This window comes from Sinorhizobium fredii USDA 205 (assembly GCF_001461695.1).
Classification (GTDB): Bacteria; Pseudomonadota; Alphaproteobacteria; order Rhizobiales; family Rhizobiaceae; genus Sinorhizobium; species Sinorhizobium fredii.
Genome location: NZ_AUTC01000162.1, coordinates 18,748 through 43,132, shown reverse-complemented (window position 1 = coordinate 43,132; position 24,385 = coordinate 18,748). Strand labels below are relative to the sequence as shown.

Sequence of the window (24,385 nt, the reverse complement as noted above, 5' to 3'; positions counted from 1 at the left end):
TCCACTCTATGCGCCCCCGAAATTACACCACCTTCCCGGACGCTATCGAAAGAACCAAGGCGATTTGTTCCGGCGTGACGAGGGCGCAGCGGACAACCCGTTCAAGCTGATCTGGGAATTCGAGCTGTCTCGAGGCGATCATCGACTTCAGTTCCGAAAGACTGCTTGGTGGTGCTTCTTCAATCAGGCCTCGCATTCTCTACCGTTCTCCAGATGTGAGCGGCAATTACGGATGTCCATGTGAATTCGGGCGCACCGTCGTTCGACCCTCAAATTGCCTGCGGCTTGAAGTCACTCGGCGCGACGGGCATCACCCCCTTGAGCAGGGCGACGGATTTCTCCAACCCCTCGAGGCTATTGAGCAGCACGTCCTCGTGCTCGATCGACAGCCAGCCGTCATAGCCTGCCATCTTCAGGCGGTAGCAAAACTGTCGCCACCACTCCTCGCCGTGGCCAAAACCGAGGGTGATGTAGGACCAGCTTCGCGCCGGAACGTCCATCAGCGAACCATTCTCGAGGAGCGAAGTTGTCGCTTGAACAGGCGCGTTGAGCATCGTGTCCTTGGCATGGACGTGATAGACGGCCTCGCCGAGTGCTTCGGCGGCGACGAGGGGATCCGCCCCCATCCAGAACAGATGCGATGGATCGAGATTAGCGCCGACAATCGGGCCGAGGGCCGCCCGGAGCTTCAGAAGCGAGGGAACGTTGTAGACACACTGGTTGCCGTGAAGCTCGAGTGCGATGCGTTCGACACCGCAGTCTATCGCGAGAACGACGATCTCCGTCCAGAAGGGTAGGAGCTTTTCCTCCCACTGGTAACGCAGGATCTCCTGCGTTTCCGGCGGCCAGGAAGAGACGACCCAGTTCGGCATCAGATCGCCGTTACGTCCTGCCGGCAGTCCGGACATGGAGCAGACGGTCTTGATCCCCATCTCGCCGGCGATGCGGATCGTGTCCTTGAGGCACTCGCCCTGCTCGGGTTGGGTTGGATGCAAGGGATTGCCGTTGGCGTTCAACGCAATGATCTCGAGCCCGCGGGTTTCGAAGGCGCGAGTGAAGGCGCGGCGAGCATCGGCGCTTGCCTTCATCGTCTTCAGGTCGAAGTGGGGAGCTGTCGACCAGCCGCCCGTGTTGACCTCCACGCCCGAGACTCCAAGGCGCGCGGCGCTGTCGAGAAGCCCATCGAAGGTCATTCCGCCGAGGCTGTCCGAAACGAAGCCGAGTTTCATCTCTTTAATCCTTTAATGTTTGTAGAGGGACGGCTTTTCCGCTCTCGCAAGGGTGACGCGCGCGCCCTTCTGAAGGGCTTCGACGCCCGCTTCCGCAACGCGCGCTGCGCAGTAGCCGTCCCAAGCGTCCGCCGCGATTGGAGGGAATTCCCCGGTTCGGACGAAATTGAGAAAGGCCTTGTTCTGAAGCCGATAGGCCTCCGCAAATCGCGGCCTCCAATCCGGCCCATAACGCTCGTAGGACATGAGCCGGCCGTTCTGTCGCGTATGGATCGGCGCGTTGAGAAAGACTGACCCCTTTTCGCCGACGAGCTCACCGCGGACGTCATAGCCGTAGGCGGCGTTGTTGTTGATCTCGATGTTGACCAACTGGCCCTTGTCGGTCTCCAGGACCATGAAGACCGGCGCTCCCGTCCTGGAAGCATCTATCCCGGCTGGCTGGAAGACGGAGATCGCCTTGTAATCGGCGCCGAGGACGAACCGGGCGACATCGAACTCGTGGGGGGCAGAGTTGGTGATAGCCATCCGGCCCGTGAAGTTCGCAGGCGCTTCCACGTTCCGGTGGAAATTATGCATCATGATCGCGGCCCCGAGCGAGCCGTCGTTCAAGGCCGCTTTCATGTCGCGATAGGACGGATCGAAGCGGCGCATGAAGCCCAGTTGGACGAACTGCCGGCCGCGGGACACTTCCGCCTCGATGACTTCCTGGCACTCCTTCGCGCTTTGCGAGAGTGGCTTCTCGCAAAGCACGGGCTTTCCAGCTTCGATGGCCGCAAGCGCAAGCGGCGCATGGGTTTCGTCGGGGCTGGCAATCAGAATGGCATCAACGTCATCGCGTCTGATGGTGGCAAGCGGATCGTCCGAGACGTCGCCTGCCCCGTATTCGTCGGCCGCCTTACGCGCACGCTCCTGCGAGGCGTCGCAGACAACCTGCAGCGAGGCTCCCGGAAGATCTTCAGCGACAATGCGGGCGTGGTCGGCCCCCATGATACCCGCGCCAATGATCGCTATTCTGACAGACATTTTGAACCCTTTACTTGCGAAGCGCCCATTGCCGCAGCGATCGGTCGCCATAGGCGGCGAGTACCACGATGAGACCAAGGACGAGGATGAACCATTGTGGACGGACGCCCGTAACCACGAGATAGGATTGAATGGAGGACAGGACGAAGGCCCCCATCAGCGCACCTGGCAGCGAGATCCTGCCGCCGGCGAGCAGGCAGCCGCCAAGCACGCAGGAGGCAATCGCCTGCAGTTCCATCAGGCGCCCCATCGAGCCGTCTGCGAAGCCAAGCTTGCCGGCCTCGAGCGTGCCAGCGAAACCCGCCAACATGCCGCACAGGACAAAAGCGGACAGTTTGATGCGATCAACGCGAACGCCACGCGAATGCGCGCTTTCGGCAGACCCGCCAACGGCGAGAAGGCGGTTGCCGAAAGGCGTTGCCTTCAACGCCACCAGGAGAATAACGGTCAAGGTCGTGAGCCAGTAGAGCGCGGTGTTAAAGCCCAGGAAATCACCGCCGCCGAGGACGAAGTAGGTCCAGCCCTTGCGCGCTGCATAGGGAATAGAGAATGAAAATCCCTCGGTCAGAGCGATGGCGATGCCGCGGAAGATCATCAGCGTCCCAAGCGTGATGATGAGGGATGGCGTGCCGGTTCGGGTAACCAGCAAGCCGTTGAACAGTCCGATCGCGGCGCCGACCAACACCGCAGCAACTGCGGCGATCGCCGGGTCAACCTGAGCGGCAAGCCAGAGGTAGGCCAGCGCGCCCATGCCGAAAGTCGAACCGACCGAGATGTCGATCTCGCCTGTCCCGATCACCAGAGCGACGCCGAGACTCATCAAACCCAGCGTTGCCGTCACCTGCAGGATGGTACCGATATTGTAGAGATTGGCCCACCGACCGTCCGACGTTGAGGCGAAGATGACGATGAGAACGGCGCCGATCAGGAAGATCCCAATTTCCGCGTGGCGTCGAATGAGAGGCTTGGCGGAGGAGTTAGCCATCAGACGGCCTCCCGCTTTTCCACGACGCGCCCGCCCTGGCGGATAACCTCTTCGAGTTCTTCCGCCGTCATGGAATCCGTCGTTGCGTCCGCGACCTTTTCGCCATTCTCCATGATCACAATTCGGTCGGCGAGCTTGTGCACCTGGAAGATGTCGTGGGTGATGTAGATGACGAGCAGGCCCTGCTCCTTGAGCTGGACGGCGAGCTCGTTGACGTGCTCGCGTTCGCGTACCGACAGATGGTTGGTCGGCTCGTCCATGATGACGACCCTGTTCTTGAATTCGACCGCGCGACCGATCTTCACAGACTGACGTTCTCCGCCTGACAGGCGTTCCACCTCGTCGTCCGCGGAGACATTTGCACGCAAGCCGAATTGCCGGATCACGCGTGTAGACTTCTCTCGCATCTTGCCCATATCGAGGAAGGGGATGCCGAGAACACGCTTAACCGGCTCGCGTCCAAGATAGAAATTGCGCGCGATCGACAGGTTGTCGCAGAGGCCGACGGACTGCTGGATCGTCTCGATCCCCTGGTCGATCGCAAGCTTCGGGTGAAATTTCTCCACCTTATTGCCATCGAAAAAGACTTCGCCCGACGTCGGGGCGTAAATGCCGCAAAGGACACGGATCAGCGTCGTCTTGCCGGCGCCGTTGTCGCCGACCAGGCCAATCATCTCGCCGGCGTGAAAGTCCACCGAGACGTTCTTGAGGGCGTGGAAAGCGCCGAAGTGGAGATCAAGGTTCTTGACCTGAATGAGGGGGTTGCTGTTCGCCATTTTGATGTCCTCCCGCGTCAAACGCTGTGTCCGAGGAAACGGGCCAGTTTCTGATTGAAGATCACCGCCATGATGAGCACGACACCGACGAAGGTGATGTACCAGGACGAGGGCGCGCCAAGAGCGATGAGTTCGTAGCGGAAGCTGACGACGATCAGAGCTCCGAGTACGGCTCCAATGATCGAGCCGCGTCCGCCAGTCAGCAGGCAGCCGCCGATAACCGCGGCAGAAATGGCCTCGAGCTCCATATTTTCGCCGAGCGTGACATGGGTTTGCGGCTGGTTGCATAGGGTCAGGATGCCGGCGAATCCGGCGAGTAGCGAGCAAAGGACGAAGGCCCAGATCTTCACTCGGTCGGTGCGAACGCCGCGCGATTCCGCGCTTTCACGGTTTCCCCCGGTGGCTAGAAGGCGATTTCCGAAGGGTGTGGCCCTGAGGACGATACCAAGAACGGCCGCGACCACGACAAGCCAGAATATGGCCGCTTCGACACCGAACAGTTCGCCGCCGAACAGACGGGTCACCGGATGGATGCGTGCATCGGCTGAGAAATTGTGGACCGAGCCACCCGTCCAGACATAGATGATCCCACGGACCGCGAAGAGTCCGCCGAGCGTCACGATCATCGACGGCAAGTGCCCCTTCACCACGGTTAACGCCTGAAGAAGGCCAACGAAGGCAGCCATGACCAGCGCTATGACGAGCGAGCCGGGCACGCCGAAACTCGGCTCCAGCGTGATGAAGGCAACGCCAGCCAGCCCGTAAACGGAGCCGACGGACAGGTCGATTTCCTTCGTCATGATGACAAGGGCCTGGCCCATGGCGACGAAGGACAAGATGGCTGTGAATTGCGTGACGTTGGTGATGGTCTGGGCGGTCCACCAGCCGGAAAAGTCGATCAGGGAAAACACGACAAGCATGACGACGACGCCGATAATCGCGCCGAAGCCTTGGCTTCGCACAATCTGTTTCATGACACTCTGCTCGCTGGTTTCAATGCGCGATATCAGGCGCACAAAGAAGTAAGGGCAGCCGGCGCTTCTCGTCGCAGCCGGCCGCCCCACCGGGAGGAACCCTTACCAGGTGTTCTGCTCGTCGTAGGCCTTGTCGCCAAAGACGCCGCGAACCAGTTCGGCCCACTTGTCGGCGTTGTCCTTGTTGATGATCACGGGACCGGTCAGGATATTCGACTGCGGCGCGTAACCGAACTCCTTGTTCCAGTAGAGCCATTCCATCGGAGCGTAGCCCTGCAGCCAGAAGCCCTGGCTGTTCGTCGCCAGCACATGTCCGGCGCGCACGCCCTCGATCGAAACCGGACCCTCGTCAACCGTCAGGACGGTCACGCCCTTGTCGTCGACATTCGGGTCGAGCTTCATCTCATTGGCGACACCCCATGCCCAGGGTGAAGACCAGCCAGCAACCGTGAAGATGTAGTTGGTATCCGGGTTGGCCTGCAGGAAGGACTGCAAGGTATTGCGTGCCGTCGCCGGTTCGGCGCCGATGAAGAGTTCATCAACCTTGGCGCCGGCCTTCTCCATTGCGTCCTTCATCCCGGCGCAACGAGCCTTGAGACCCTGGTGGGCGGAGTCATGGCTTGCGCAGACGACATGGGTCGGTTTCGGAATTTCGCCGGCTTCGGCCTTTTCGAGCGCGTATTCGCCGAGCTTCTTGCCGGTCAGATATTCATCGCCGCCAACATAGGTCAGGTAGGGAATGCGCTCGCCCTCGGGCCGGCCGTCCGGAATATTGAAGGCAACGACCGGAATGCCGGCTTCGATGGCCTTGCGCAGCGGCCCTTCGAAGGCATCGGAACTGACGATCGGGACGGCAATGCCATCGGGTTGCGTCGAGATAGCCTGCTCGAGAAGGCGAACGTGCTCCTGGACCGAATAGTTGTTGGTGGAGATGTATTCGGTTTTGACGTTCGGATATTTCTTCTCGAACTCCTCCATCGACTTCGTCAGCCAACCCATGTTCGGATCGTTCGATCCGATGTGAGAGACCATGACGAAGCGATATTGCTTTTCGCCGTCCTGCGCGTTGGCTATGCCGCCGAGTGCGGTGGCGGCCATCAAGGCAGAAAGCAGAACTGAATTTCGGAATTTCATGGGGTTCCTCCTCCGTTATCGATGTGATTATGTGGATTGAAATCACATCAGACAAGGAAGACGGAGGCCATTTTATGATGCGAAATACATCAGAAGATCGATGTCGCACAACATAGTGGCAAGGCGTTCAAGAATCTGGCGTTGCAAAGAGCAATGACTTCCGCGATGATGTCTTTACCATCAGTTTTAGGCGGAAACTGGAGAAAGCTGTGGTCGATCACCTGCAAAATCGGACATGGAAAGGCCCCAAGGTCCAGGAAATTGCCCAGCTCGCAGGAGTCGGTCCTGCGACGGTCGACAGGGTCCTCAACAACCGCAGCGGCGTCCGAGAACGAACGAGAGCGCGCGTCCTGGGGGCGCTCGAAAAGCTGAAGAACGAAAGCGCGGACCGCGACATCCCTTTGCATATTCGTCTATTTTGTGACTCCGGCGAGACCTTCAATGCAGCAATGGCGGCCGCTGTAACTGAGGTCAACCGAACCCTTGCCGGCATCGAGATTGAAGGAGATTACCTAACCACCAGCGAAGTCGAGCCTTCATCGTTTGCGCGCCGGATTGAGCAGGAAGGCAGCGCCGCGGATGGTGTCGTAGTCATCGCTCGCGAGCATCCGGCGATCAACCGCGCGATACGCAAGCTTCGGTCCATTGAAATTCCCGTCATCTGCCTGACGACCGATCTGCCGAGTTGCCGTCGCAGCGCCTACATAGGCAATGACCAGTATGCCGCTGGCAGCGTGGCCGCGCTGTTGATCGGCAATGCGCTTCCGAAGGAACGTAGCAATATTCTGATCGTCATGAGCGTGGCGTTCCGCTGCCAGCAGGAGCGTGAGATGGGGTTTCGAAGGGTGCTGCGTTCCGATTTTCCATATTTGAAGATCGAGGAGCGTGTGATTTCTGACGACAGGCCGGAGAGCACTTGTGAGCAGTTAACCCGCTATTTCGAGGCACATGGTTATCCGGCCGCGATCTACAATGTCGCCGGCGCCAACCGCGGCGTGGCAAAGGCACTGGAGGACGCCGGAAAGGCCCGCGACACGGTCTTCGTCGGCCACGAGTTGACCAACCACTCACGAAACCTGCTGGAATCCGGCGTCATGGACTATGTCATTTCGCACGACTTCAGCGGCGAGTTGACGGCGGCTGCCAAATGGATCCGTGAGAACGTCGGCGGCGTAACGGTTGAGCCGTCCTATTCGCAGATCCTGGTGCACACCAGATACAATTGCGGTCTGTGACGCCGGCGAGCTGCGCTTCGCGCTCGAGCCGGCGGCCGTCCAGCTTGCCCTCAAGGATCCGGATTCCGACCTGCCGGATGAGCTGGACCGGACCGTTGCGGAGTTCGTCGAGAGGGCTGGCGAGTTCGGGAAACTTCGCGAACGGGATTGAAAGAACAATCCCCTGGCCCCCCAGCAATCGCAAATTGTCGACGTCAAACCGGCAAGCCGACCAGTTTGCGCAAGCTCTTGTCGAATGCGGATTCGGGGACGAAACGGCGCAGCAAGCGAACTTGGCCGGCGAGTTTTCCGGCGGTGTAACGTCTTCTCGGCGCCTTATCCGTTGCCGCTTTGACAACGATCTCTGCCACGACCTCGGGAGCGTCGCCTGTTTCGACGCTCTTGCGCATCTGCACTTCCATGTCAGCGCGCACCGCGTCATAGACAGCAAGTGAGCGATCGGGCTTGGTGGTGTTTTCCTCGAAGGCGGTGCGGGTATAGCCGGGCTCGACCAGCGCCACCCGAATTCCGAATGTCCGCAGTTCGTGATCAAGCGATTCGGAGTAGCCTTCGACGGCATGCTTAGTCGATGCATAGAGAGCATTGTAGGGCGACGGGATCAGCCCAAGAATGGAACTGATGTTGATGATCCTGCCCTTGCCTTGACCCCGCATGGTGGGCAACACCGCATTGGTGACGCGGAGCACGCCGAAGACATTCACGTCGAAGAGCGCCTCTGCCTGGGCAGTTGAGGACTCCTCTGCGCCGCCGAGCAGTCCGATGCCGGCATTGTTGACGAGCAGGTCAATACGCCCTGTCTCGGCGAGCACCTGCTCGACTAGTTTCGCCACGGATGCGTCATCCGTCACGTCACAGGTCAGCATGGTGACGCCGTCGGATCTTGCGGGCACCGTGCGACGGCTGGTGCCGAAGACGCGAAAGCCTGCGCGCTGAAGGGCTTTGGCGGTAGCGTGCCCGATGCCGGTCGATGCCCCCGTCACCAGGGCGACACCAAGAGTGGCTTTGTTCATGAGATTTACTTCCTTCCTTTTGGCATTTTGTTTCGGGTGGATTGGGAATAACGGGAGCGGTCAGAGGCAAGCCGTCAGCCACGGGTCTCTCCGGCGCCGGCCAGCTTGTCCGTCCAACGTCGGAACACCGCGCTCGCATTGACTCCTCCGAAGCCGAAGCCATTGGAGATCGCGTAGTCCATCTCCGTTGGCCGAGCCCGGTTCGCAACGAAGTCAGTCCCATCGCCGGCCGGATCTGGAGCGTTCAAGTTGAGTGTCGGCGGGGCGATCTGATCCCTAAGCGCCAGGATCGTGAAGATAGCTTCAAGCCCGCCGGCAGCTCCGAGCAGGTGTCCGGTCGCCGACTTCGTTCCGCTGACAGCTATGGCGGAGTCTGTACCGAAGACCCTCTTGATCGCCGCGATTTCTCCGAGGTCGCCGACTGGCGTCGAGGTCGCGTGCGCATTGAGGTGGCGGATCTCGCGCGGCGAAATTCCGGCCTGGGCAATGGCGATCTCCATCGCGCGGCGCGCACCGTCGCCGTCCTCGGGACCGGACGTGACGTGGTGAGCGTCCGCTGTCGTGCCGTAGCCGACGAGCTCGGCGAGCGGTTTCGCCCCGCGTGCAAGAGCGTGGCTCAATGCCTCTATGACGAGGATGCCGGCGCCTTCGCCCATGACGAAGCCGTCACGCAACATGTCGAAGGGACGCGAGGCCTCGGTCGGCCTGTCATTGAAGCCGGTGGAAAGGGAGCGTGCGGCGGCAAAACCACCGAGGCTGACGGCATTCATGCATGCTTCCGTTCCGCCGCACACAGCAATGTCGGCTTCATTCGCGCGGATAAGACGAGCCGCATCGCCAATCGCCTGAATGCCGGCCGCACACGCCGTCACCGGCGCGCCGAGCGGACCTTTGAAGCCGTAGCGGATGGAAATCTGTCCCGCTGCGAGGTTCACCAGGAAGGATGGCACAGTGAAGGGCGAAAGCCGTCGGACACCGCGCTGATCAACCGTACGCACCGCCTCCGTGATGGCCGGAAATCCGCCGATCCCTGACGCGATGATCGTGGCTGTGCGCAGGCGGTCCGTTTCGGAGTCAGGTCGCCAGTTTGCCTGATTGAGTGCCTCTTCCGCCGCTGCCAGCGCGAAGAGAATGAACCGGTCGACCTTGCGCTGATCCTTTGGGGCAAAGACGGTATTCGGATCGAAGCCCGCCTCGGGGTCTTCTTCCAGCGAGGGCACGGTTCCACCGACCTTCGCCGGGAGGTCTCCCACCACTTCGTCCGGAAGCCGCCGGATTCCCGAACGGCCCGCTAAGAGCCGAGACCAGGAAGTCGCCACGTTGGCTCCGAGGGGGCTGACTGCTCCCATGCCTGTGATAACGATCCGTCGCATTTATCCTCCTGTTGATACCGGTACGCCGCTGGAACCGCTCGGCTCCGCACGGGGTTGGCGCAGCACCACCGGTAGAAAGATCAGAAGGGCAAGCGCCGGACCCGTGGTCAGGACGACGGCAAGGGAAACAGACGACGGAAACGGCAGGGCGCTGACGAAGGACGCGCCGATCGCGGCGCAGCCCATCTGCATGAAACCGAGCAGCGCGGATGCAAGCCCAGCTTGTCGTCCAAAGGGATTGAGCGCAATCGCAGTGCCGAGCGGATTGATCAGGCCCATCCCGAACAGATACAACGCGATGGCCAGGGTGAAGGTCACAAGGGTCGGCACGGCCGCAAATGCGAACATGGCGGCGCCTCCAGCGAGCGCGATCAAGAGGCCGACCATGCTGATGGCGCGCTGGCTCCAGCGATGCGCCAGGCGCGGCGCGAGAAATCCCGCCAGAAAGACGATCAGGACCGTCGTTGCGAACGACAAGCCGAGCTGGAAGGCCGTCAACCCGAGCTCGTTCATCAGCACGCCGGGCGCAGCCGCGAAGAAACTGTAGAGACCGCCGATGTCGAGGCTCACCGCAAGCGCGGGCAGTAAAAAGCGGGGGTCGCCCGCCAGGCGGCCATAGGCGGCCGCCACGGCCAAGGCGCCAAGGGCGTTCTGCAACCAGCGGGATGGGTTTCACCAACGCGGCCGAGGTAATGCAAAGCCAGCGCCGCGCCGAAGCCCGCAACGACAAGAAAGGTGACCCGCCAGCCGAACAGGCCGGCAAGGATGCTGCCGAGCAGAGGCGAAAATCCTGGTGCCGCCGCCCCGGCAATCATGGTGAGCGACAGAGCCCGGCCAAGCGCCTCGCCGTCGAACAGGTCACGCGCGATGGCGCGTGACAGCGCAGAGGCCGTGCAAGCCCCCAACGCCTGAATAACGCGGCCAAGGACCAGGAAGGACAAGGTGTCGGCGAAGGCGCAAAGGATGCTGCCCGTAGCAAAGATCGCAATGCCTCCCAGCACCAGCGGTCTGCGGCCGAAACGGTCGGAGAGGGGACCAACCGCAAGCTGCCCGACAGCGAACGCAACGAAGAAGCTGCTCAGCAGAAGACCGAGTTCGGGTGAGGAAAGCGCAAGCTCTGCGCCCATCCGCGGAAAGGCGGGAAGGATGATGTTGGTGGCGAGCGCCCCGAGTGCCGCTAGGCCGGCAAGCAGGAACAGGGCTCCGCCTGTGAGGCGGCGTTCGGAAGGCGCGGGGTTTACGATCGAAAACGCAGACATCACGGTTTCCTGCCCAAGACAAGGCAGGTCGACGTGCCGTGCGCGTAGATCCGACCCTGAGCGTCCTCGATGCTGCCCTCCAGCGTAATGACGGTCCGGCCGCGGGACACACATGGCCGGACACACGCATTTCGCCGGAATCGGCAAAGATCGGGCGGACAAACTTGGCGGTGGTTTCGTGTGACGGACAGGTTTCGCCGGCCACAAGCGTCGTCTGGGCGGCAAGCGCCATGACGGTGTCGAGCATCGTCATGATCCAGCCGCCGTGAACCGTATTCGTCAGGTTGCAAAACCGCGGCTCGGGCGTGGCCAGGAGCCCGACCTTGCCTTCTTCCGGAGGGAGCAAGGTGAAAGGGAGAGTTTCCGCCATCGGTGGCCGGCGGATGCTCCCGTCCGCCAGTTTCGCAACGAGCTCCAGCCCGGACCAGAGCTCCTGGTGGGCGACTGAAACAGTTGCGCTGCGCTCTTCGGCCGGACGCATCGTCATTGGCGCGTTCCCGACTCTGTATCGCCCGCAGACGCCTTCAGTACGCTTTCGGCGGCCGTCTTCAGGAACCGCTTCGACATCTGCTCGTCGTTGACAGCGCGCGAGAGGAGCACCGCACCGACCATCGTCGACAGAATGGCCATGGCCTTGCCGTCTGGCTCCTCGCCGTCGGCCGCGCCAACCCAATCACCGAGCATTTCAAGGTATTCCCTGATTCCGGCTTCGAATGACGCCTTCACGTCGACGCCTTGCCTGGCAGCATCCGAGCCGAGCGCAACGACCGGGCAGCCGTCCATCTTCTCCTCTCGATGTGCCATGCTGAGATAGAAGGTGACCACTGCGCCAAACGGGTCCTGCGGATTGACCGCGGCAGCAGCGGACCATCGACGAAGGGCACTCTCCAGGGCCCGCCTCGACGCCTGTGCCGCCAGATCGTCCTTGGATGCGAACTGCTTGTAGAATCCACCTTGGGTCAGGCCGGCCCCCTTCATCAGATCCTTGAGCCCGATGCCATCAAAGCCGTGCTTTCGAAAAAGCCGGCTCGCCGCATCGATGACCGCTTCGCGATTGGCCTCCGCCTGGGCTCGACTAACTCTCATGATCGACCTCTAATTAGATTTCACTTGACATCTATACCACGGATAGATTTAGATCGCAATCTAAATTGAGGCGGCGGCCGTCAACAAGGGTCATCTGACATGAACCGCAAATTTCTATTCACATCGATCGGCCTCGTGGCCGCAGCCGGGAGCGCGGCGTTCGCGTTCGTTTTTGAAACGCCAGCACCGCACGCGGAGGCCGCCGATCCCCGCATCGCGCCACCACTTGTGAAATTGGTGGAAGCCACAAGACCGGAAAGATCCGAGCGCGCCTTCACAGGTACAACCGCCGCCCGGGTGCAGAGCAACCTTGGCTTTCGCGTACCTGGCAAGATCGTGGAGCGATTGGTCGACGTCGGTCAGCAGGTCAAGGCGGGTCAAGCTCTGATGCGCATCGACGAAACGGATTTGCGTCTTGCGCTGACTGCCAAGCGCAATGCGGTTGCCGCGGCCCGCGCGGTCTTCGTTCAGGCAAGCGCGGACGAGAGGCGCTATGCCACTCTTGTCAAAGGCGGAGTCGCCGCTACTCCCCAACGTTACGAGCAGGCAAGGGCGGCGCTGGATACGGCTGAGGCGCAGCTTGCCGCCGCGGAAGCGGAAGCCAAAGTCGCAGAAAACGAAGCGACCTACTCGGTTCTGGTGGCCGATGCGGACGGAACGATGGTCGCGACGCTCGGCGAACCCGGACAGGTCGTCGCAGCGGGACAGACGGTGGTTCAACTGGCGCATGCAGGCCCGCGCGAGGCCTTGGTCGCGCTTCCCGAAACCGTCCGTCCCGCAATCGGGTCGGAAGCCGAAGCAAGTGTCTATGGAAGTGACGGGCGGCGCGGAAAAGCGCGCCTGCGACAGATCTCGGATGCCGCCGATCCTCAGACCCGCACATACGAAGCGCGTTACGTGCTCGACGGCGACGCCGCCTCGGCGCCGCTCGGTGCGACGGTTACCATCAGAATCCTCAACGGAGAAGGGCAGTCGGAGGTCGCGGTGCCGGTCGGCGCCGTGTTGAATGACGGCAGCCGGACCGGGGTTTGGGTTGTCGATCAAGCCTCTGCCACCGTGCACTTCGCTCCCATCGAGGTCAAACGGCTCGGTGAAGAAACAGCGTCTGTCACCGGCATCACGGTTGGAGAGCAGGTCGTCGCCCTCGGGGCGCATCTCCTCAAAGATGGCGCGCCCGTCAGGACCGAGCTTCAGGCAGAGGAGTCCAACTGATGAGCTTCAATCTTTCCGCGCTCGCGGTTCGGGAGCGAGCTGTCACTTTGTTCTTCATTGTTCTGCTGGCCGCTGCGGGCATCTACGCCTTCCTCAGTCTTGGGCGCGCGGAGGACCCCTCCTTCACCATCAAAACCCTGACGGTCACTACCGTATGGCCAGGCGCAACTGCACGCGAAATGCAGGATCTTGTCGCGGAGCCGCTCGAAAAGCGCGTCCAGGAACTGACTTGGTACGATCGTGTCGAGACAACGACAAGGCCTGGCTACGCATATCTGACCGTTACGCTGAAGGACAGCACGCCGGCCACGGCCGTGGAAGAGGAATTCTACCAGGCGCGCAAGAAGTTGGGGGATGAAGCCCGCAACCTGCCTGCTGGCGTCTTCGGTCCCTTCGTCAACGACGAATATTCGGACGTGAGCTTCGCTCTTTATGCGCTAAAGGCCAAGGGTATGCCAATGCGCGAGCTTGTGCGGCAGGCAGAGGTGATCCGCCAGGACCTTCTGCACGTGCCGGGCGTCAAGAAGATCAACATCCTTGGCGAGCGGCCGGAACAGATCTTTGTCGAGTTCTCCTATGCCAAGCTCGCCACTCTCGGAGTATCGGCACAGGACATCGCCGCTGCTTTGCAGAGACAAAACACCGTCACACCGGCAGGCTCGATCGATACGCGCGGACCGCAGGTATTTATCCGGTTCGATGGCGCCTACAATAGTGTCCAGGCAATTGCCGACACGCCGATCGTGGCTGCCGGACGTACGTTGAAACTCTCTGATTTCGCGGAGGTGCGGCGAGGGTATGAAGACCCCGCGACCTATCTGATCCGGCATGAGGGCGAGCCGACCATCATGCTCGGCGCAGTTATGCAGCAGGGCTGGAACGGTCTGGAACTCGGAAAGGCGCTCGAAGAAAGATCTGCCGCGATCGCGCAGACGCTGCCGCTCGGTATGACGCTCGCCAAGGTCAGCGATCAGGCCGTGAACATCGACGCTGCGGTCGGCGAGTTCATGATGAAATTCGCCATGGCGCTTGGCGTTGTTTTGCTTGTGAGCCTGCTCAGCCTCGGCTGGCGTGTTGGGATCGTCGTGGCACTGGCCGTTCCCCTGACGCTTGCCGTCGTCTTTCTGATCATGCTGGAAACCGGGCGGTTCTTTGACCGCATCACGCTTGGTGCACTGATCCTGGCGCTCGGCCTTCTCGTCGACGACGCCATCATCGCCATCGAGGTGATGGTGGTGAAAATGGAAGAGGGCATGGATCGCATCAAGGCGGCGGCCTATGCCTGGAGCCATACGGCCGCGCCGATGCTGTCGGGCACGCTTGTGACGATCATCGGGTTGATGCCGGTCGGCTTCGCCAGATCGACCGCCGGCGAATATGCTGGCAACATCTTCTGGATCGTGGGCTTCGCGCTGATCGTTTCATGGGTCGTCGCGGTGATCTTCACGCCGTATCTCGGGGTCAAGATGCTCCCGGATATCAAGCCGGTCGAGGGGGGCCACCACGCCATCTACGACACTCCGAATTACCGGCGCCTGCGGGGTCTCATCGAGTTTGCCGTGCGCCACAAGTACATGACATGCGCTGTCGTTGGCATCGTCATGGCTCTTTCTGTCGTTGGGATGGGTGGAGTAAAACAGCAGTTCTTCCCGACGTCGGATCGTCCCGAAGTGCTGGTCGAAGTTCGCATGCCTGAAGGCACGAGTATCGAGACGACGACGGCCACGGTCGAGAAACTCGAGCGCTGGTTGCAGGAACAGCCCGAGGCGAAAATCGTCACCAGCTATGTCGGTCAGGGCGCTCCCCGGTTTTTCTTTGCCATGGCACCGGAATTGCCGGATCCCGCCTTCGCCAAGATCGTTGTGTTGACCCCCGACTCTCACGCGCGCGAGGCTTTGAAGCACCGGCTGCGAGAGGCGGTGTCCCAAGGACTCGCGCCCGAAGCCTATGTCCGTGTGACGCAGCTCGTGTTCGGTCCTTATACACCGTTCCCCGTCGAGTTTCGCATCATGGGGCCGGATCCTGTGCAATTGTACGACATCTCTGAGAAAGCCCTCGACATCATGAAAGGCGTACCGGACGTCCGTCAGGCAAACCGCGACTGGGGTAATCGTACGCCTGTGCTTCGCTTTGTCCCCGACCAGCACCGGCTCAATCTGATTGGCCTTTCGCCGGCTGAGGCAGCCCAGCAGATGCAGTTGCTGCTGAGTGGTATTCCGGTGACGCAGGTTCGCGAAAACATCCGCAACGTACCTGTCGTGGCACGCAGTGCTGGCGCGAGCCGCCTCGATCCGGCGAGGCTCGCCGACTTTTCGCTGATGAGCAGGGACGGCCGCCAGGTTCCGCTCGATCAGATTGGCCATTCGGAAATCCGGTTTGAGGAACCGATCCTGAAGCGCCGCGATCGAACCCCGGTCATCACGATCCGATCGGATATCAATGAGGCGACGCAGCCCCCGGAGGTCTCACAGCAGGTCATGACCGCGCTTCAGCCGCTGATTGCCTCGCTTCCCGTCGGATATCGTATCGAAATGGGCGGAAACATTGAGGAGTCTCTCAAGGCGAATGTCGCGCTCGTCAAAATCTTCCCGGCCATGATAGCTGCCACGCTGATCGTCATCATCCTCCAGGTCCGAAGCCTGTCGACGATGACCATGGTCATGCTGACCGCGCCGCTCGGGCTTGCCGGGGTGGTTCCCGTCTTGCTCCTCTTCAATCAGCCCTTCGGCTTTAACGCCATTCTCGGGTTGATCGGACTGGCCGGAATCCTGATGCGTAACACCTTGATCCTGACCGAACAGATCAAGGAGAACATGGTGGCCGGCCTCGACGACTATCACGCCGTCATTGAGGCGACGGTGCAGCGGACACGCCCGGTCATCCTGACAGCACTTGCAGCCGTCCTTGCCTTCATTCCGCTGACCCATTCGGTGTTCTGGGGATCGATGGCTTATACGCTGATTGGTGGAACCGCGGTAGGTACTGTGATGATCCTGCTCTTCCTTCCGGCACTGTACGCGGCGTGGTTCAGGATCAAGCCGACTGCAGATGAGACCCATGAGCCGACCGAGGAGCTGGAATTGCGAATAGCAATGGCTGCCGAGTAGCGTCTGTCGCGGGCTTGCTGGCCTTGCCTGCACGCGAGCTTGGCCAGCCTCACGACTTCCCGCTCGCAGATGCTTCACGGCGGGCCGTTCCGTTCATCCACTCTGGGGATACCATGGATTATCCGGTCCGACCGGCGGCAGATACCGAGAGCATGCGTGCGCGCATCCAGGAGGTGGCGGAGGAGCACTTCCGTCGTATAGGTCATCATAAGACGTCCGTAGCCGACATTGCCTCTGAACTCGGCATGAGCCGGGCGAACGTCTACCGTTTCTTCCCCTCCAGGGATGCAATCAAGGAATCCATCTGCAGGCGGGTCTTGAACGGTACCGCCGAGCTCGCCCTTACGATCGCACGCAGGAGCACGCCGCCCTCGGAGAAACTCCAGGAACTCCTGACCGCCGTCCACCATCACAACAAGACGAGACTGCTCAACGACAGGCGCATGCACGACCTGATTGTAGCCAACATGCAGGAGAACCGGCCGGTCATCAAGGCGCACGCTGAGCAGATGGTGACGATCTTCGAGGCGATCATCCGCGAGGGCATCGAAACCGGCGAGTTCGAGATCGAAGATCCCGCCGAAGCGGCGCGCGCAGTCAAGACCGCGTTCATGCCGTTCATCCATCCGATTCTGATCGAGCACTGCCTTCAACACTGCGAAGACACCGACGCGGGCCTGCGCGAGCAGATCCGGTTCATCCGAAAAGCTATCGGGAGGTCCGATCATGCCCGCTGACCAGCCGGATGCGGACCTAACGGGACAGTCGATCCAGGATCGATCCGGTTCCATCCGTCGCGACAGGGTAAAGAGCGGAATTTCGCTGCGGATGGACGGCAGAAAGCGCCGGAAGCCGTCATCGGGCCGCCGCGACGAACCATCATGCGCAGATGCGTTCAGCCAGCAAAGACGTCCCGGATATGGTCGAAAGCGCGGGCGACGGCGGGGCGCGGCGGGGCGAACGCAGGATCCTGCTCCGCTTCGACCACCAGCCACCCACGGTATCCATTTCCCCGGACAAAGCGGGCAATCGGTCCGAAATCGACAATACCGTCGCCGGGCACAGTGAACATGCCGTTGCGCACACCGGCGTTGAAGCTCAGGTCGCCCGCCCGGACATCGCGTATCACTGGGCCGCGAACGTCCTTCAGATGGATGTGAACGATCCGATCATCGAAGCGCTCGATCAGCCGGACATAGTCAAAGCCGCCCGCTACCGCATGTCCGGTGTCGAGGAGAAGCCCGGTTTCCGGGCCCGTTCTGCCAAAAATGTCTGAAATCTCATCGAATGTCTCTGCCACCATCATCAGATGATGGTGATAGGCAAGTTTGAGATTGTACTCGCCCGCCAGACGCTTGGCGAACTCGGTGAGCCGGGCGGCATAGGCGACTACCTCCGTCTTCGGCATAGTCAACCGCTCAGACATCGGTGCATCGAGCGGCGATCCTGGTGTCATCACCGCGACCTCGCCATAGACCATGACCTTGCACTCCATCTCGCGCAGAAGTTCGGCATGGCGGGCAACGGCTTTCATTTCTTCGCCGACGCCGCGTTCAGCCAATTCTCCCGAATGCCAGCCGGACGCCAAGGCGAGGCCATGGCTTGCAAGAAGCGGTCGCAAGGTTGCGGCATCTCGTGGGAATTTCCTTCCGAGTTCGACGCCTTGGTAACCGGTCTCGGCTGCGTCGCTCAGGCATGTCTCTAGCGAGATGTCGGCGCCAAGGTCCTCAAGCACGTCATTGGTCCAGGACAGCGGACTGACGGCAAGACACACGCCGGCGGGCAAGGCAATGGCTTTTCGAGGGATCATATTGTTCTCCGCATGGGCTGGATTCTTTGAGCGGTGGGGCGCTCCCCGTACTCGAGAAATGACGGTCTCGCCAATGACTCCGGCTTATGTGGAATTGCGCACGACAAGGGTGCCCGGCAGTGTCACGGTCTCGGGCTCCAGCCGTCCCGTGATAATCCCGACGATCACCTCAACCATTTCGTCGCGGGGCTGCTCGTAGGTAGTGAGGCTGTAGGCGGACGATCCACAGAGCTCGTAGTTGTCAAAGCCGACGACGGCCATGTCTTCCGGGACGCGCAAGCCAAAACGGCCGCGGATCTCATCCATCGCTCCGAGCGCCAAGATGTCGTTTTCGCACATCAGGACGTCGACTCGGTCCGCGGGGTTGGTCTGCTTGAGGTAGCCGCGGACGGCGTCGGCCCCGGCTTCGGCGCTGTATTTCTCAGCCGAGAACACCGCGACGTCGTCCACGCCCTTCTTTCTCCAGAATTCGACGAAATGCTGCCGACGTCTGAGTGCCGTCGACAGGACGGTCGCACCCGTCATAAAGCCGGGACGCCGGTATCCTCTTTCGAACAGATGATCGACGATCTCCCGCAGCGCCAGTTCGGCATCGCATGTGACCGCCGGCACGCCTTCGATCTGACTGTCTCTCGCCAGCACGAACATGGGTGGCGTCCCCCGGCCGAATTGCAGATCGCTCAGTGTCTCGCTGCGAAATGCCGTTCCGAACAGGATGACGGCATCGACCTGGCGCTGGTCTGCGTGGAGCAGTGCGTGCACATGGTCGAAGTGCGTGTTGATATTGATGAGCACGGCGACCAGCCCCTCGGCCTGCAGTCGTTCGGTCAATGTCTCGAGGAACGGCAATTTCTGAGGATTGGCGAAATCATCGACGAACACAGCCACCTGATGGGTGGAGTTGGTCGCGAGGCTGCGGGCAAGCAGGTTCGGAGTGTAGTTGAGCGCCGCAGCCGCTTCGAGGACTTTGCGTTTGCTTTCCTCCGCGATCGATGCGCCCGGAGTGAAAGCCCGTATGACCGTCCACTTCGAGACACCGGCGGCATCCGCCACTTCCCTCGCTGTCGCCCGCTTGCGCATAGAGCCTCCCTGTGAAATGGAACGGATATTCCATTTTTTGATTTAGATGAAATGAATGCTTGCTTTTACGCTATTCAAGGATAATATGCACCCGTTTGCACCCGGTAGCAACAGAAATGCACCCGGTAGCATTCGTTTTTCTCGCCATCCTGTGGAGTGGACGGCGAATGAGGAGGAACAAATGAAATCCCTTTTGAAGAAGCTCGCATTCGGCGCGGTCGTACTCGGCGTCGCCACCTCGGCGGCCGTGAGCGCGAAAGCTCAGGAGCCCACCATAATCGCCGTGACGCATGGGCAGGCATCCGACCCTTTCTGGTCGATCGTGAAGAACGGCATCATGCAAGCCGGTAAGGACAGCAACGTCCAGGTCGATTACCGCGCGCCGGAGACCTTCGACATGGTGGCGATGGCTCAGCTCATCGAAGCTGCCGTAAACCAGAACCCTGCCGGCATCGTCATTTCGAACCCGGACCCGGATGCGCTCGGCCCGGCGATCGAGAAGGCCGTCGCCGCCGGCATTCCGGTCATATCAATGAACTCGGGCATCTCCGCTGCCGAAAAACTCGGAATCAAGCTGCATGTCGGCCAGGATGAGACGCCGGCTGGTGTCAAGGTCGGCGAGAAGCTGAAGTCGCTCGGCCTCAAGCACGTCCTCTGCGTCAACCAGGAAGTTGGCAACGCCGCGCTCGACCAGCGTTGTGCCGGTACGGAGCAGGGCTTCGAGGGTGGCAAGGTCACGGTGCTGCCGACGACCTCCGATCCCGCCGAGATCGAATCGAAGATCCAGGCGGCGCTGACGTCCGACCCGTCGATCGATGTCGTGCTCGGCCTTTCGGCTCCGCTCGTCGGCGAGCGGGCCGTGGCGGTCGTGGAGAAGATGGGAGTCGGCGACAAGGTGAAGGTCGCCTCCTATGACCTCTCAGCGAGCTTCCTTCAGTCCGTGGCCGACGGCAAGGCGCTGTTCGCGGTCGATCAGCAGCCTTATCTGCAGGGATATCTGCCGGTGACCTTCCTGGCGCTCAATGCGCGTTACGGAACGATCCCGGCCGGCAACGTGGCGTCTGGTCCGAGCTTCGTGACCGCCGAGACGGCTGCGCAAGTAATCGAGAAATCCTCCCAGGGTATTCGCTAAGGCGGAGCCTGGCAGCCCCCGTCCTGAACGGGGGCTGCCCCTGTCGCCGCGCATTTGGCCAACGCGAAACTTCGATTCGCAGGCGGTCGTCGCGCGAACGGACAACGACCCAGATTTTAGGAACGAACCATGACGCTAGCCAACGAACAGAACGGGTCTGTAGCCAGATCCGATGAGCGGCTGAAAAAGGTTTCGACATTGACCGCAATTCTACGGCGTCCCGAACTCGGCGCTGTAGCCGGTCTGGTGCTCGTGACGATCTTCTTCCTTCTCACCGCCAATCCCGCCATGTTCACGTTGGCGGGTGTGATGAACTTCATGGCCCCGGCCGCCCAGCTCGGCATTCTCGCCATCGGCGCAGCTCTCTTGATGATCGGCGGCGAATTCGACCTTTCGATCGGCTCGATGGTCGCCTTTGCCGGGCTGGTCTTCGGCACGGCGCTGGTCGTCTGGCAGGTGCCGCTCAGCGTCGCCATTCTCGTCGCCATCGCCTTTGCCGTATTCATCGGCATCACCAACGCTCAGCTCACCATGCGCACCGGCCTTCCGTCCTTCATCGTGACGCTGGCCTTCCTGTTCATTCTGCGCGGCCTGACGCTGGTCGGCCTGAAATGGGCAAGCGGTGGCGCGACCCAGCTTCGCGGCATGAAGGAAGCGGTGGCCGGCAGTCCGCTGGCCCCTCTGTTCTCTGGAGACGCCTTCCCCGGACTGTTCACCTGGCTTGCGCAAGCGGGCATTATCGACACCTTTCCAAACGGCTCGCCGAGAGTGTCCGGCATCCCCGTCGAGATCCTGTGGTTCATCGCCATCGCGCTCCTTGCCACCTGGATCCTGTTGAGGACGCGCTTCGGCAACTGGATCTTCGCATCCGGTGGCGATCCGCGCGCAGCGCGCAAGTCGGGCGTGCCGGTGGCGAGGGTCAAGACCACGCTCTTCGTCGTCACCGCTCTTTGCGCCACGCTGGTCGCCATCCTCACCGTGCTCGACGCCGGCTCGACGGACGCCCGTCGCGGCTTTCAAAAAGAGTTCGAGGCAATCATCGCGGCGGTCATCGGCGGCTGCCTGCTGACCGGCGGCTACGGCTCCGCCATCGGGGCGTTCTTCGGATCGATCGTCTTCGGCATGGTGCTGATTGGTCTGACCTACACCTCGATCGACCAGGATTGGTACCTCGTTTTCCTCGGCGGCATGCTGCTGACCGCCGTCGTCTTCAACAACGTCATCCGCAAACGCGTCACGGGAGAACGCTGATGAGCACATCTCAGACGCCCCTCGTCGAGGTCAGGAACCTCGTCAAGCATTTCGGCTCGGTCATCGCCCTCAACGGCGTGTCCATGAGCGTCAATCACAACGAGGTTCTATGCCTGCTTGGCGACAATGGCGCGGGCAAATCGACCCTGATCAACACGCTTGCCGGCGTGCACAAGCCGACCTCGGGTGATTTCCTGGTCGACGGCCAGCCCCGGGTGTTTTCCGGCCCGCGCGACGCCCTCGATGCTGGCATTGCCACGGTCTATCAGGACCTGGCGATGATCCCGCTGATGTCGGTCACCCGCAATTTCTTCATGGGGCGGGAGCCCTTGATCGGCTTCGGCCCCTTCAAGCGCATGAACATGGATGAGGCCGACAACGTCACGCGTGACGAGATGCACAAGATCGGCATCGATGTCCGCGACCCGCAGCAGGCGGTTGGCACGTTATCGGGCGGCGAACGGCAATGTGTGGCGATCGCCCGCGCGGTTTATTTCGGCGCCAAGGTGCTGATCCTCGACGAACCGACGTCGGCGCTCGGCGTCGCCCAGACGTCGATGGTGCTGAAATATATCAACCAGGTCCGAGCCAAGGGGCTCGGGGTGATCTTCATCACCCACAACGTTCGTCACGCCTATGCCGTTGGCAATCGCTTCACCGTGCTCAACCGCGGCAAGACACTTGGAACCTATGCCAAGAACGAGATCGGTATCGATGAACTGCAGAACCTGATGGCCGGCGGCAAGGAGTTGCAGTCTTTGTCGGAAGAGCTCGGCGGAACGATCTGATCAAATGCTGTTCGCAATGCATGCCGGTGCGGCGTTTTTGCGCCGCTCCACCCATCGTCATATCCAAGTACGGAAATCGCAATGACTGTATCCAAGACTGCTCCCTTCCCACTCGCAGCTTGCGCGGAAATGCTCTGGCGCGACAAGCCGATCGAGTGGCGCGCCGCGCGCCTCAAGGAAATGGGTTTCGGCGTTGGTCTCTGGAACTGGCCGGAACACGATCTCAAGAAGTTGGAAGCGACCGGCGCGACCTTCACGATCATGAACGGCTATCTGACCGGCCGTCTGACGGACGACGACGGTGCAGCAGAACTCGTGAGGACCGCACGCGAGACCGCGCAGGTTGGAAAACGGCTCGGCGTGGAGCGGCTCAACCTGCACGGCACAGGCTTGGGAGACAGAGGCCTGCCTGTCCAGCCGATCGAAGTCGTCACCGGCGCGATGTGGCTGAAGGCGCGCGACACTCTCTGCCGTGTTGTGGATATGGCCGAAGACGAAGGCGTCACCTTCACGCTCGAAAACCTCAACCTGCCGGTCGACCACCCCGGTGTGCCCTTCGGCCGCGCCGAGGACACGCTGGCGCTTGTCTCGAGCGTCAATCATCCGCGGCTCCGCCTCAATCTCGATCTCTACCATGCCCAGATTGGCGAGGGGAACCTGATCGAACTCTGCCGCAAGTGCCTGCCTTGGATCGGCGAGATCCAGGTGGCGGACGTACCCGGCCGCTGTGAACCGGGAACCGGCGAGGTCAACTGGAACGGCATCGCCAAGGCGCTGAATGCCATGGGCTATTCCGGCCCGATCGGCATGGAAGCCTGGGCGGCAGGCGACCCCGAAGCGGCGCTCGAAGCGTTCCGCACCGCCTTCACCGTCTGACTTTTTCAACCCTGACAGGATCAATTCAATGCTCAAGAACAAACGCGTCAATGTCGGTCTGATCGGTGCCGGCCGCATCGGTTCCTTCCACGGTGAGACCGTCGCACGCCGCCTCGTCGACGCCGAGCTCGTCGCCATCGCCGATCCCGCGCCAGGGGCTTCGGCCAGTCTCGCCGGCAAGCTCAACGTTGAAAGCTCTTACACCGACGTCGCGGATCTCCTCGCCCACCCGGCACTCGATGCGGTGATCATCGCCACGCCGGCGCGGTTTCATACGAACATCCTCGTGCAGGCCGCCGAAGCCGGCAAGGCGATCTTTTGCGAGAAGCCGATGGCGTTGACGCTGGAGGACGCCGACCGGGCAATCGCGGCGGCACGCTCAGCCGACGTTCCGCTCCAGGTCGGTTTCAACCGCCGCTGGGATCAGGCCTTCTCGGAAGGGCGTTCCGCGATCGATGGCGGAAAGATCGGTACCCCTCAGTTGCTCCGATCGCTGACCCGCGACCCCGGTCCGTTCGGTGCCGACCCCGCCAGGATTCCGCAGTGGGCGATCTTCTACGAAACGCTGATCCACGATTTCGACACGCTGCTTTGGCTGAACCCGAATGCCAAGCCGGTCGAGGTTACGGCCGTTGCCGACGCGCTGGTTCGTCCGGATTTCGCCGACAAGGGCTTCCACGACACGGCGGTCGTCACGATCCGATTTGACAATGGCTCGATCGCTGTCGCGGAGGCGAACTTCTGCGCGATGTACGGCTACGACATCCGCGGCGAGGTCTTCGGCTCCGGCGGCATGGTGACCATGGGCGACGTCCGTCGTTCCAGCATGACGCTGTTCGATAAGAACGGCGTGTCGAGCGACACCTGGCGTCGCGACACCGACCATTTCGTCCACGGTTACACAGCGCAGCTCGCGTCCTTCGTAGCAGCCGTTCGTCGCCGCGAGATCACCGAAGGACCGACCGGTGTCGATGCGCGCAATGCGCTGAGCATCGCGCTGGCCTGCATTGAGTCTGTCTCACGGAAGGCAGCCATCGCGCTGTAA

General features: G+C 61.4%; 23 protein-coding genes. 10 read left to right on the top strand and 13 right to left on the bottom strand.

The window, feature by feature from the left end; all coding sequences use genetic code 11:
- Nucleotides 1-244: hypothetical protein (locus N181_RS34310; RefSeq protein WP_210172817.1), on the top strand; the 244-nt coding region annotated here is incomplete at its 5' end.
- A 25-nt stretch (nucleotides 245-269) separates the two neighbouring features.
- On the opposite strand, the gene N181_RS23575 is transcribed toward N181_RS34310, so the two are convergent.
- The 6 genes from N181_RS23575 to N181_RS23550 all read right to left on the bottom strand — a co-directional run bounded on the left by N181_RS23575 (nucleotide 270) and on the right by N181_RS23550 (nucleotide 6,121).
- Nucleotides 270-1,229, bottom strand: coding sequence for a sugar phosphate isomerase/epimerase family protein (locus tag N181_RS23575; RefSeq protein ID WP_037395707.1), 960 nt, complete (start codon nucleotides 1,227-1,229; stop codon nucleotides 270-272).
- A 12-nt stretch (nucleotides 1,230-1,241) separates the two neighbouring features.
- Complete coding sequence (locus tag N181_RS23570) at nucleotides 1,242-2,252, bottom strand: Gfo/Idh/MocA family oxidoreductase (protein ID WP_037434476.1); 1,011 nt, start codon at nucleotides 2,250-2,252, stop codon at nucleotides 1,242-1,244.
- Nucleotides 2,253-2,262: 10 nt separating this feature from the next.
- Entirely contained in the window at nucleotides 2,263-3,237 is a 975-nt protein-coding gene (locus N181_RS23565; protein WP_037436114.1) for an ABC transporter permease, read from the bottom strand.
- The gene (locus tag N181_RS23560) at nucleotides 3,237-4,013 is read right to left on the bottom strand and encodes an ATP-binding cassette domain-containing protein (protein ID WP_037395700.1); all 777 of its coding nucleotides are present in this window, start codon (nucleotides 4,011-4,013) and stop codon (nucleotides 3,237-3,239) included. The genes N181_RS23565 and N181_RS23560 overlap by 1 nt, the downstream gene beginning before the upstream one ends.
- A 17-nt stretch (nucleotides 4,014-4,030) precedes the next feature.
- Nucleotides 4,031-4,987 carry an ABC transporter permease gene (locus N181_RS23555; protein WP_037395720.1) on the bottom strand — a complete coding sequence of 319 codons (957 nt, stop codon included), beginning with the start codon at nucleotides 4,985-4,987 and terminating at the stop codon, nucleotides 4,031-4,033.
- A 102-nt stretch (nucleotides 4,988-5,089) separates the two neighbouring features.
- Entirely contained in the window at nucleotides 5,090-6,121 is a 1,032-nt protein-coding gene (locus N181_RS23550; protein WP_037395698.1) for a sugar ABC transporter substrate-binding protein, read from the bottom strand.
- 209 nt (nucleotides 6,122-6,330) lie between these two features.
- Here N181_RS23550 and N181_RS23545 point away from each other — a divergent pair, with 209 nt between their 5' ends.
- Nucleotides 6,331-7,356: a LacI family DNA-binding transcriptional regulator gene (locus N181_RS23545; protein ID WP_234885937.1), complete on the top strand. Its 1,026-nt coding sequence runs from the start codon at nucleotides 6,331-6,333 to the stop codon at nucleotides 7,354-7,356.
- 194 nt (nucleotides 7,357-7,550) lie between these two features.
- Here the strand turns inward: N181_RS23545 and N181_RS23540 are convergent, their stop codons facing one another.
- The 5 genes from N181_RS23540 to N181_RS23520 form a co-directional block, all read right to left on the bottom strand.
- Nucleotides 7,551-8,366: an oxidoreductase gene (locus N181_RS23540; RefSeq protein ID WP_037434471.1), complete on the bottom strand. Its 816-nt coding sequence runs from the start codon at nucleotides 8,364-8,366 to the stop codon at nucleotides 7,551-7,553.
- A gap of 74 nt (nucleotides 8,367-8,440) precedes the next feature.
- Complete coding sequence (gene fabF, locus N181_RS23535; RefSeq protein ID WP_037434470.1) at nucleotides 8,441-9,739, bottom strand: beta-ketoacyl-ACP synthase II; 1,299 nt, start codon at nucleotides 9,737-9,739, stop codon at nucleotides 8,441-8,443.
- Complete coding sequence (locus N181_RS34140; RefSeq protein WP_202907435.1) at nucleotides 9,740-10,369, bottom strand: MFS transporter; 630 nt, start codon at nucleotides 10,367-10,369, stop codon at nucleotides 9,740-9,742. It abuts the gene before it with no gap.
- Nucleotides 10,306-10,998 (bottom strand): MFS transporter, encoded by a 693-nt coding sequence (locus N181_RS34135; RefSeq protein WP_202907434.1) that lies wholly within the window; start codon nucleotides 10,996-10,998, stop codon nucleotides 10,306-10,308. The genes N181_RS34140 and N181_RS34135 overlap by 64 nt, the downstream gene beginning before the upstream one ends.
- A gap of 483 nt (nucleotides 10,999-11,481) precedes the next feature.
- Nucleotides 11,482-12,084, bottom strand: coding sequence for a TetR/AcrR family transcriptional regulator (locus N181_RS23520; RefSeq protein WP_037434468.1), 603 nt, complete (start codon nucleotides 12,082-12,084; stop codon nucleotides 11,482-11,484).
- Nucleotides 12,085-12,183: 99 nt separating this feature from the next.
- On the opposite strand from N181_RS23520, the gene N181_RS23515 reads away from it, so the two are divergent.
- The 3 genes from N181_RS23515 (at nucleotide 12,184) to N181_RS23505 (ending at nucleotide 17,140) form a co-directional block, all read left to right on the top strand.
- On the top strand, nucleotides 12,184-13,296 hold the full coding sequence (locus N181_RS23515; protein WP_037434467.1) for an efflux RND transporter periplasmic adaptor subunit: 1,113 nt from the start codon (nucleotides 12,184-12,186) through the stop codon (nucleotides 13,294-13,296).
- Complete coding sequence (locus N181_RS23510; protein ID WP_037395688.1) at nucleotides 13,296-16,403, top strand: efflux RND transporter permease subunit; 3,108 nt, start codon at nucleotides 13,296-13,298, stop codon at nucleotides 16,401-16,403. Before N181_RS23515 ends, N181_RS23510 begins: the two co-directional genes overlap by 1 nt.
- Before the next feature lie 152 nt (nucleotides 16,404-16,555).
- Nucleotides 16,556-17,140 (top strand): TetR/AcrR family transcriptional regulator, encoded by a 585-nt coding sequence (locus N181_RS23505; RefSeq protein WP_234892879.1) that lies wholly within the window; start codon nucleotides 16,556-16,558, stop codon nucleotides 17,138-17,140.
- 158 nt (nucleotides 17,141-17,298) lie between these two features.
- Here the strand turns inward: N181_RS23505 and iolE are convergent, their stop codons facing one another.
- Nucleotides 17,299-18,213, bottom strand: coding sequence for a myo-inosose-2 dehydratase (gene iolE / locus N181_RS23500; protein WP_037395684.1), 915 nt, complete (start codon nucleotides 18,211-18,213; stop codon nucleotides 17,299-17,301).
- Between the two features lie 84 nt (nucleotides 18,214-18,297).
- Complete coding sequence (locus N181_RS23495; RefSeq protein ID WP_037395682.1) at nucleotides 18,298-19,293, bottom strand: LacI family DNA-binding transcriptional regulator; 996 nt, start codon at nucleotides 19,291-19,293, stop codon at nucleotides 18,298-18,300.
- Nucleotides 19,294-19,474: 181 nt separating this feature from the next.
- Between N181_RS23495 and N181_RS23490 the strand changes: the two genes are divergently transcribed.
- From N181_RS23490 to N181_RS23470, 5 genes are all read left to right on the top strand, one after another.
- Entirely contained in the window at nucleotides 19,475-20,425 is a 951-nt protein-coding gene (locus N181_RS23490; RefSeq protein WP_037395681.1) for a sugar ABC transporter substrate-binding protein, read from the top strand.
- A gap of 129 nt (nucleotides 20,426-20,554) precedes the next feature.
- Nucleotides 20,555-21,676, top strand: coding sequence for an ABC transporter permease (locus N181_RS23485; RefSeq protein ID WP_037395679.1), 1,122 nt, complete (start codon nucleotides 20,555-20,557; stop codon nucleotides 21,674-21,676).
- Nucleotides 21,676-22,464, top strand: a complete 789-nt coding sequence (locus tag N181_RS23480) for an ATP-binding cassette domain-containing protein (protein WP_037395677.1) — start codon at nucleotides 21,676-21,678, stop codon at nucleotides 22,462-22,464. The genes N181_RS23485 and N181_RS23480 overlap by 1 nt, the downstream gene beginning before the upstream one ends.
- Nucleotides 22,465-22,545: 81 nt before the next feature.
- Nucleotides 22,546-23,340 carry a hydroxypyruvate isomerase family protein gene (locus N181_RS23475; protein ID WP_037434466.1) on the top strand — a complete coding sequence of 265 codons (795 nt, stop codon included), beginning with the start codon at nucleotides 22,546-22,548 and terminating at the stop codon, nucleotides 23,338-23,340.
- A 28-nt stretch (nucleotides 23,341-23,368) separates the two neighbouring features.
- Nucleotides 23,369-24,385 carry a Gfo/Idh/MocA family oxidoreductase gene (locus N181_RS23470; protein WP_037395672.1) on the top strand — a complete coding sequence of 339 codons (1,017 nt, stop codon included), beginning with the start codon at nucleotides 23,369-23,371 and terminating at the stop codon, nucleotides 24,383-24,385.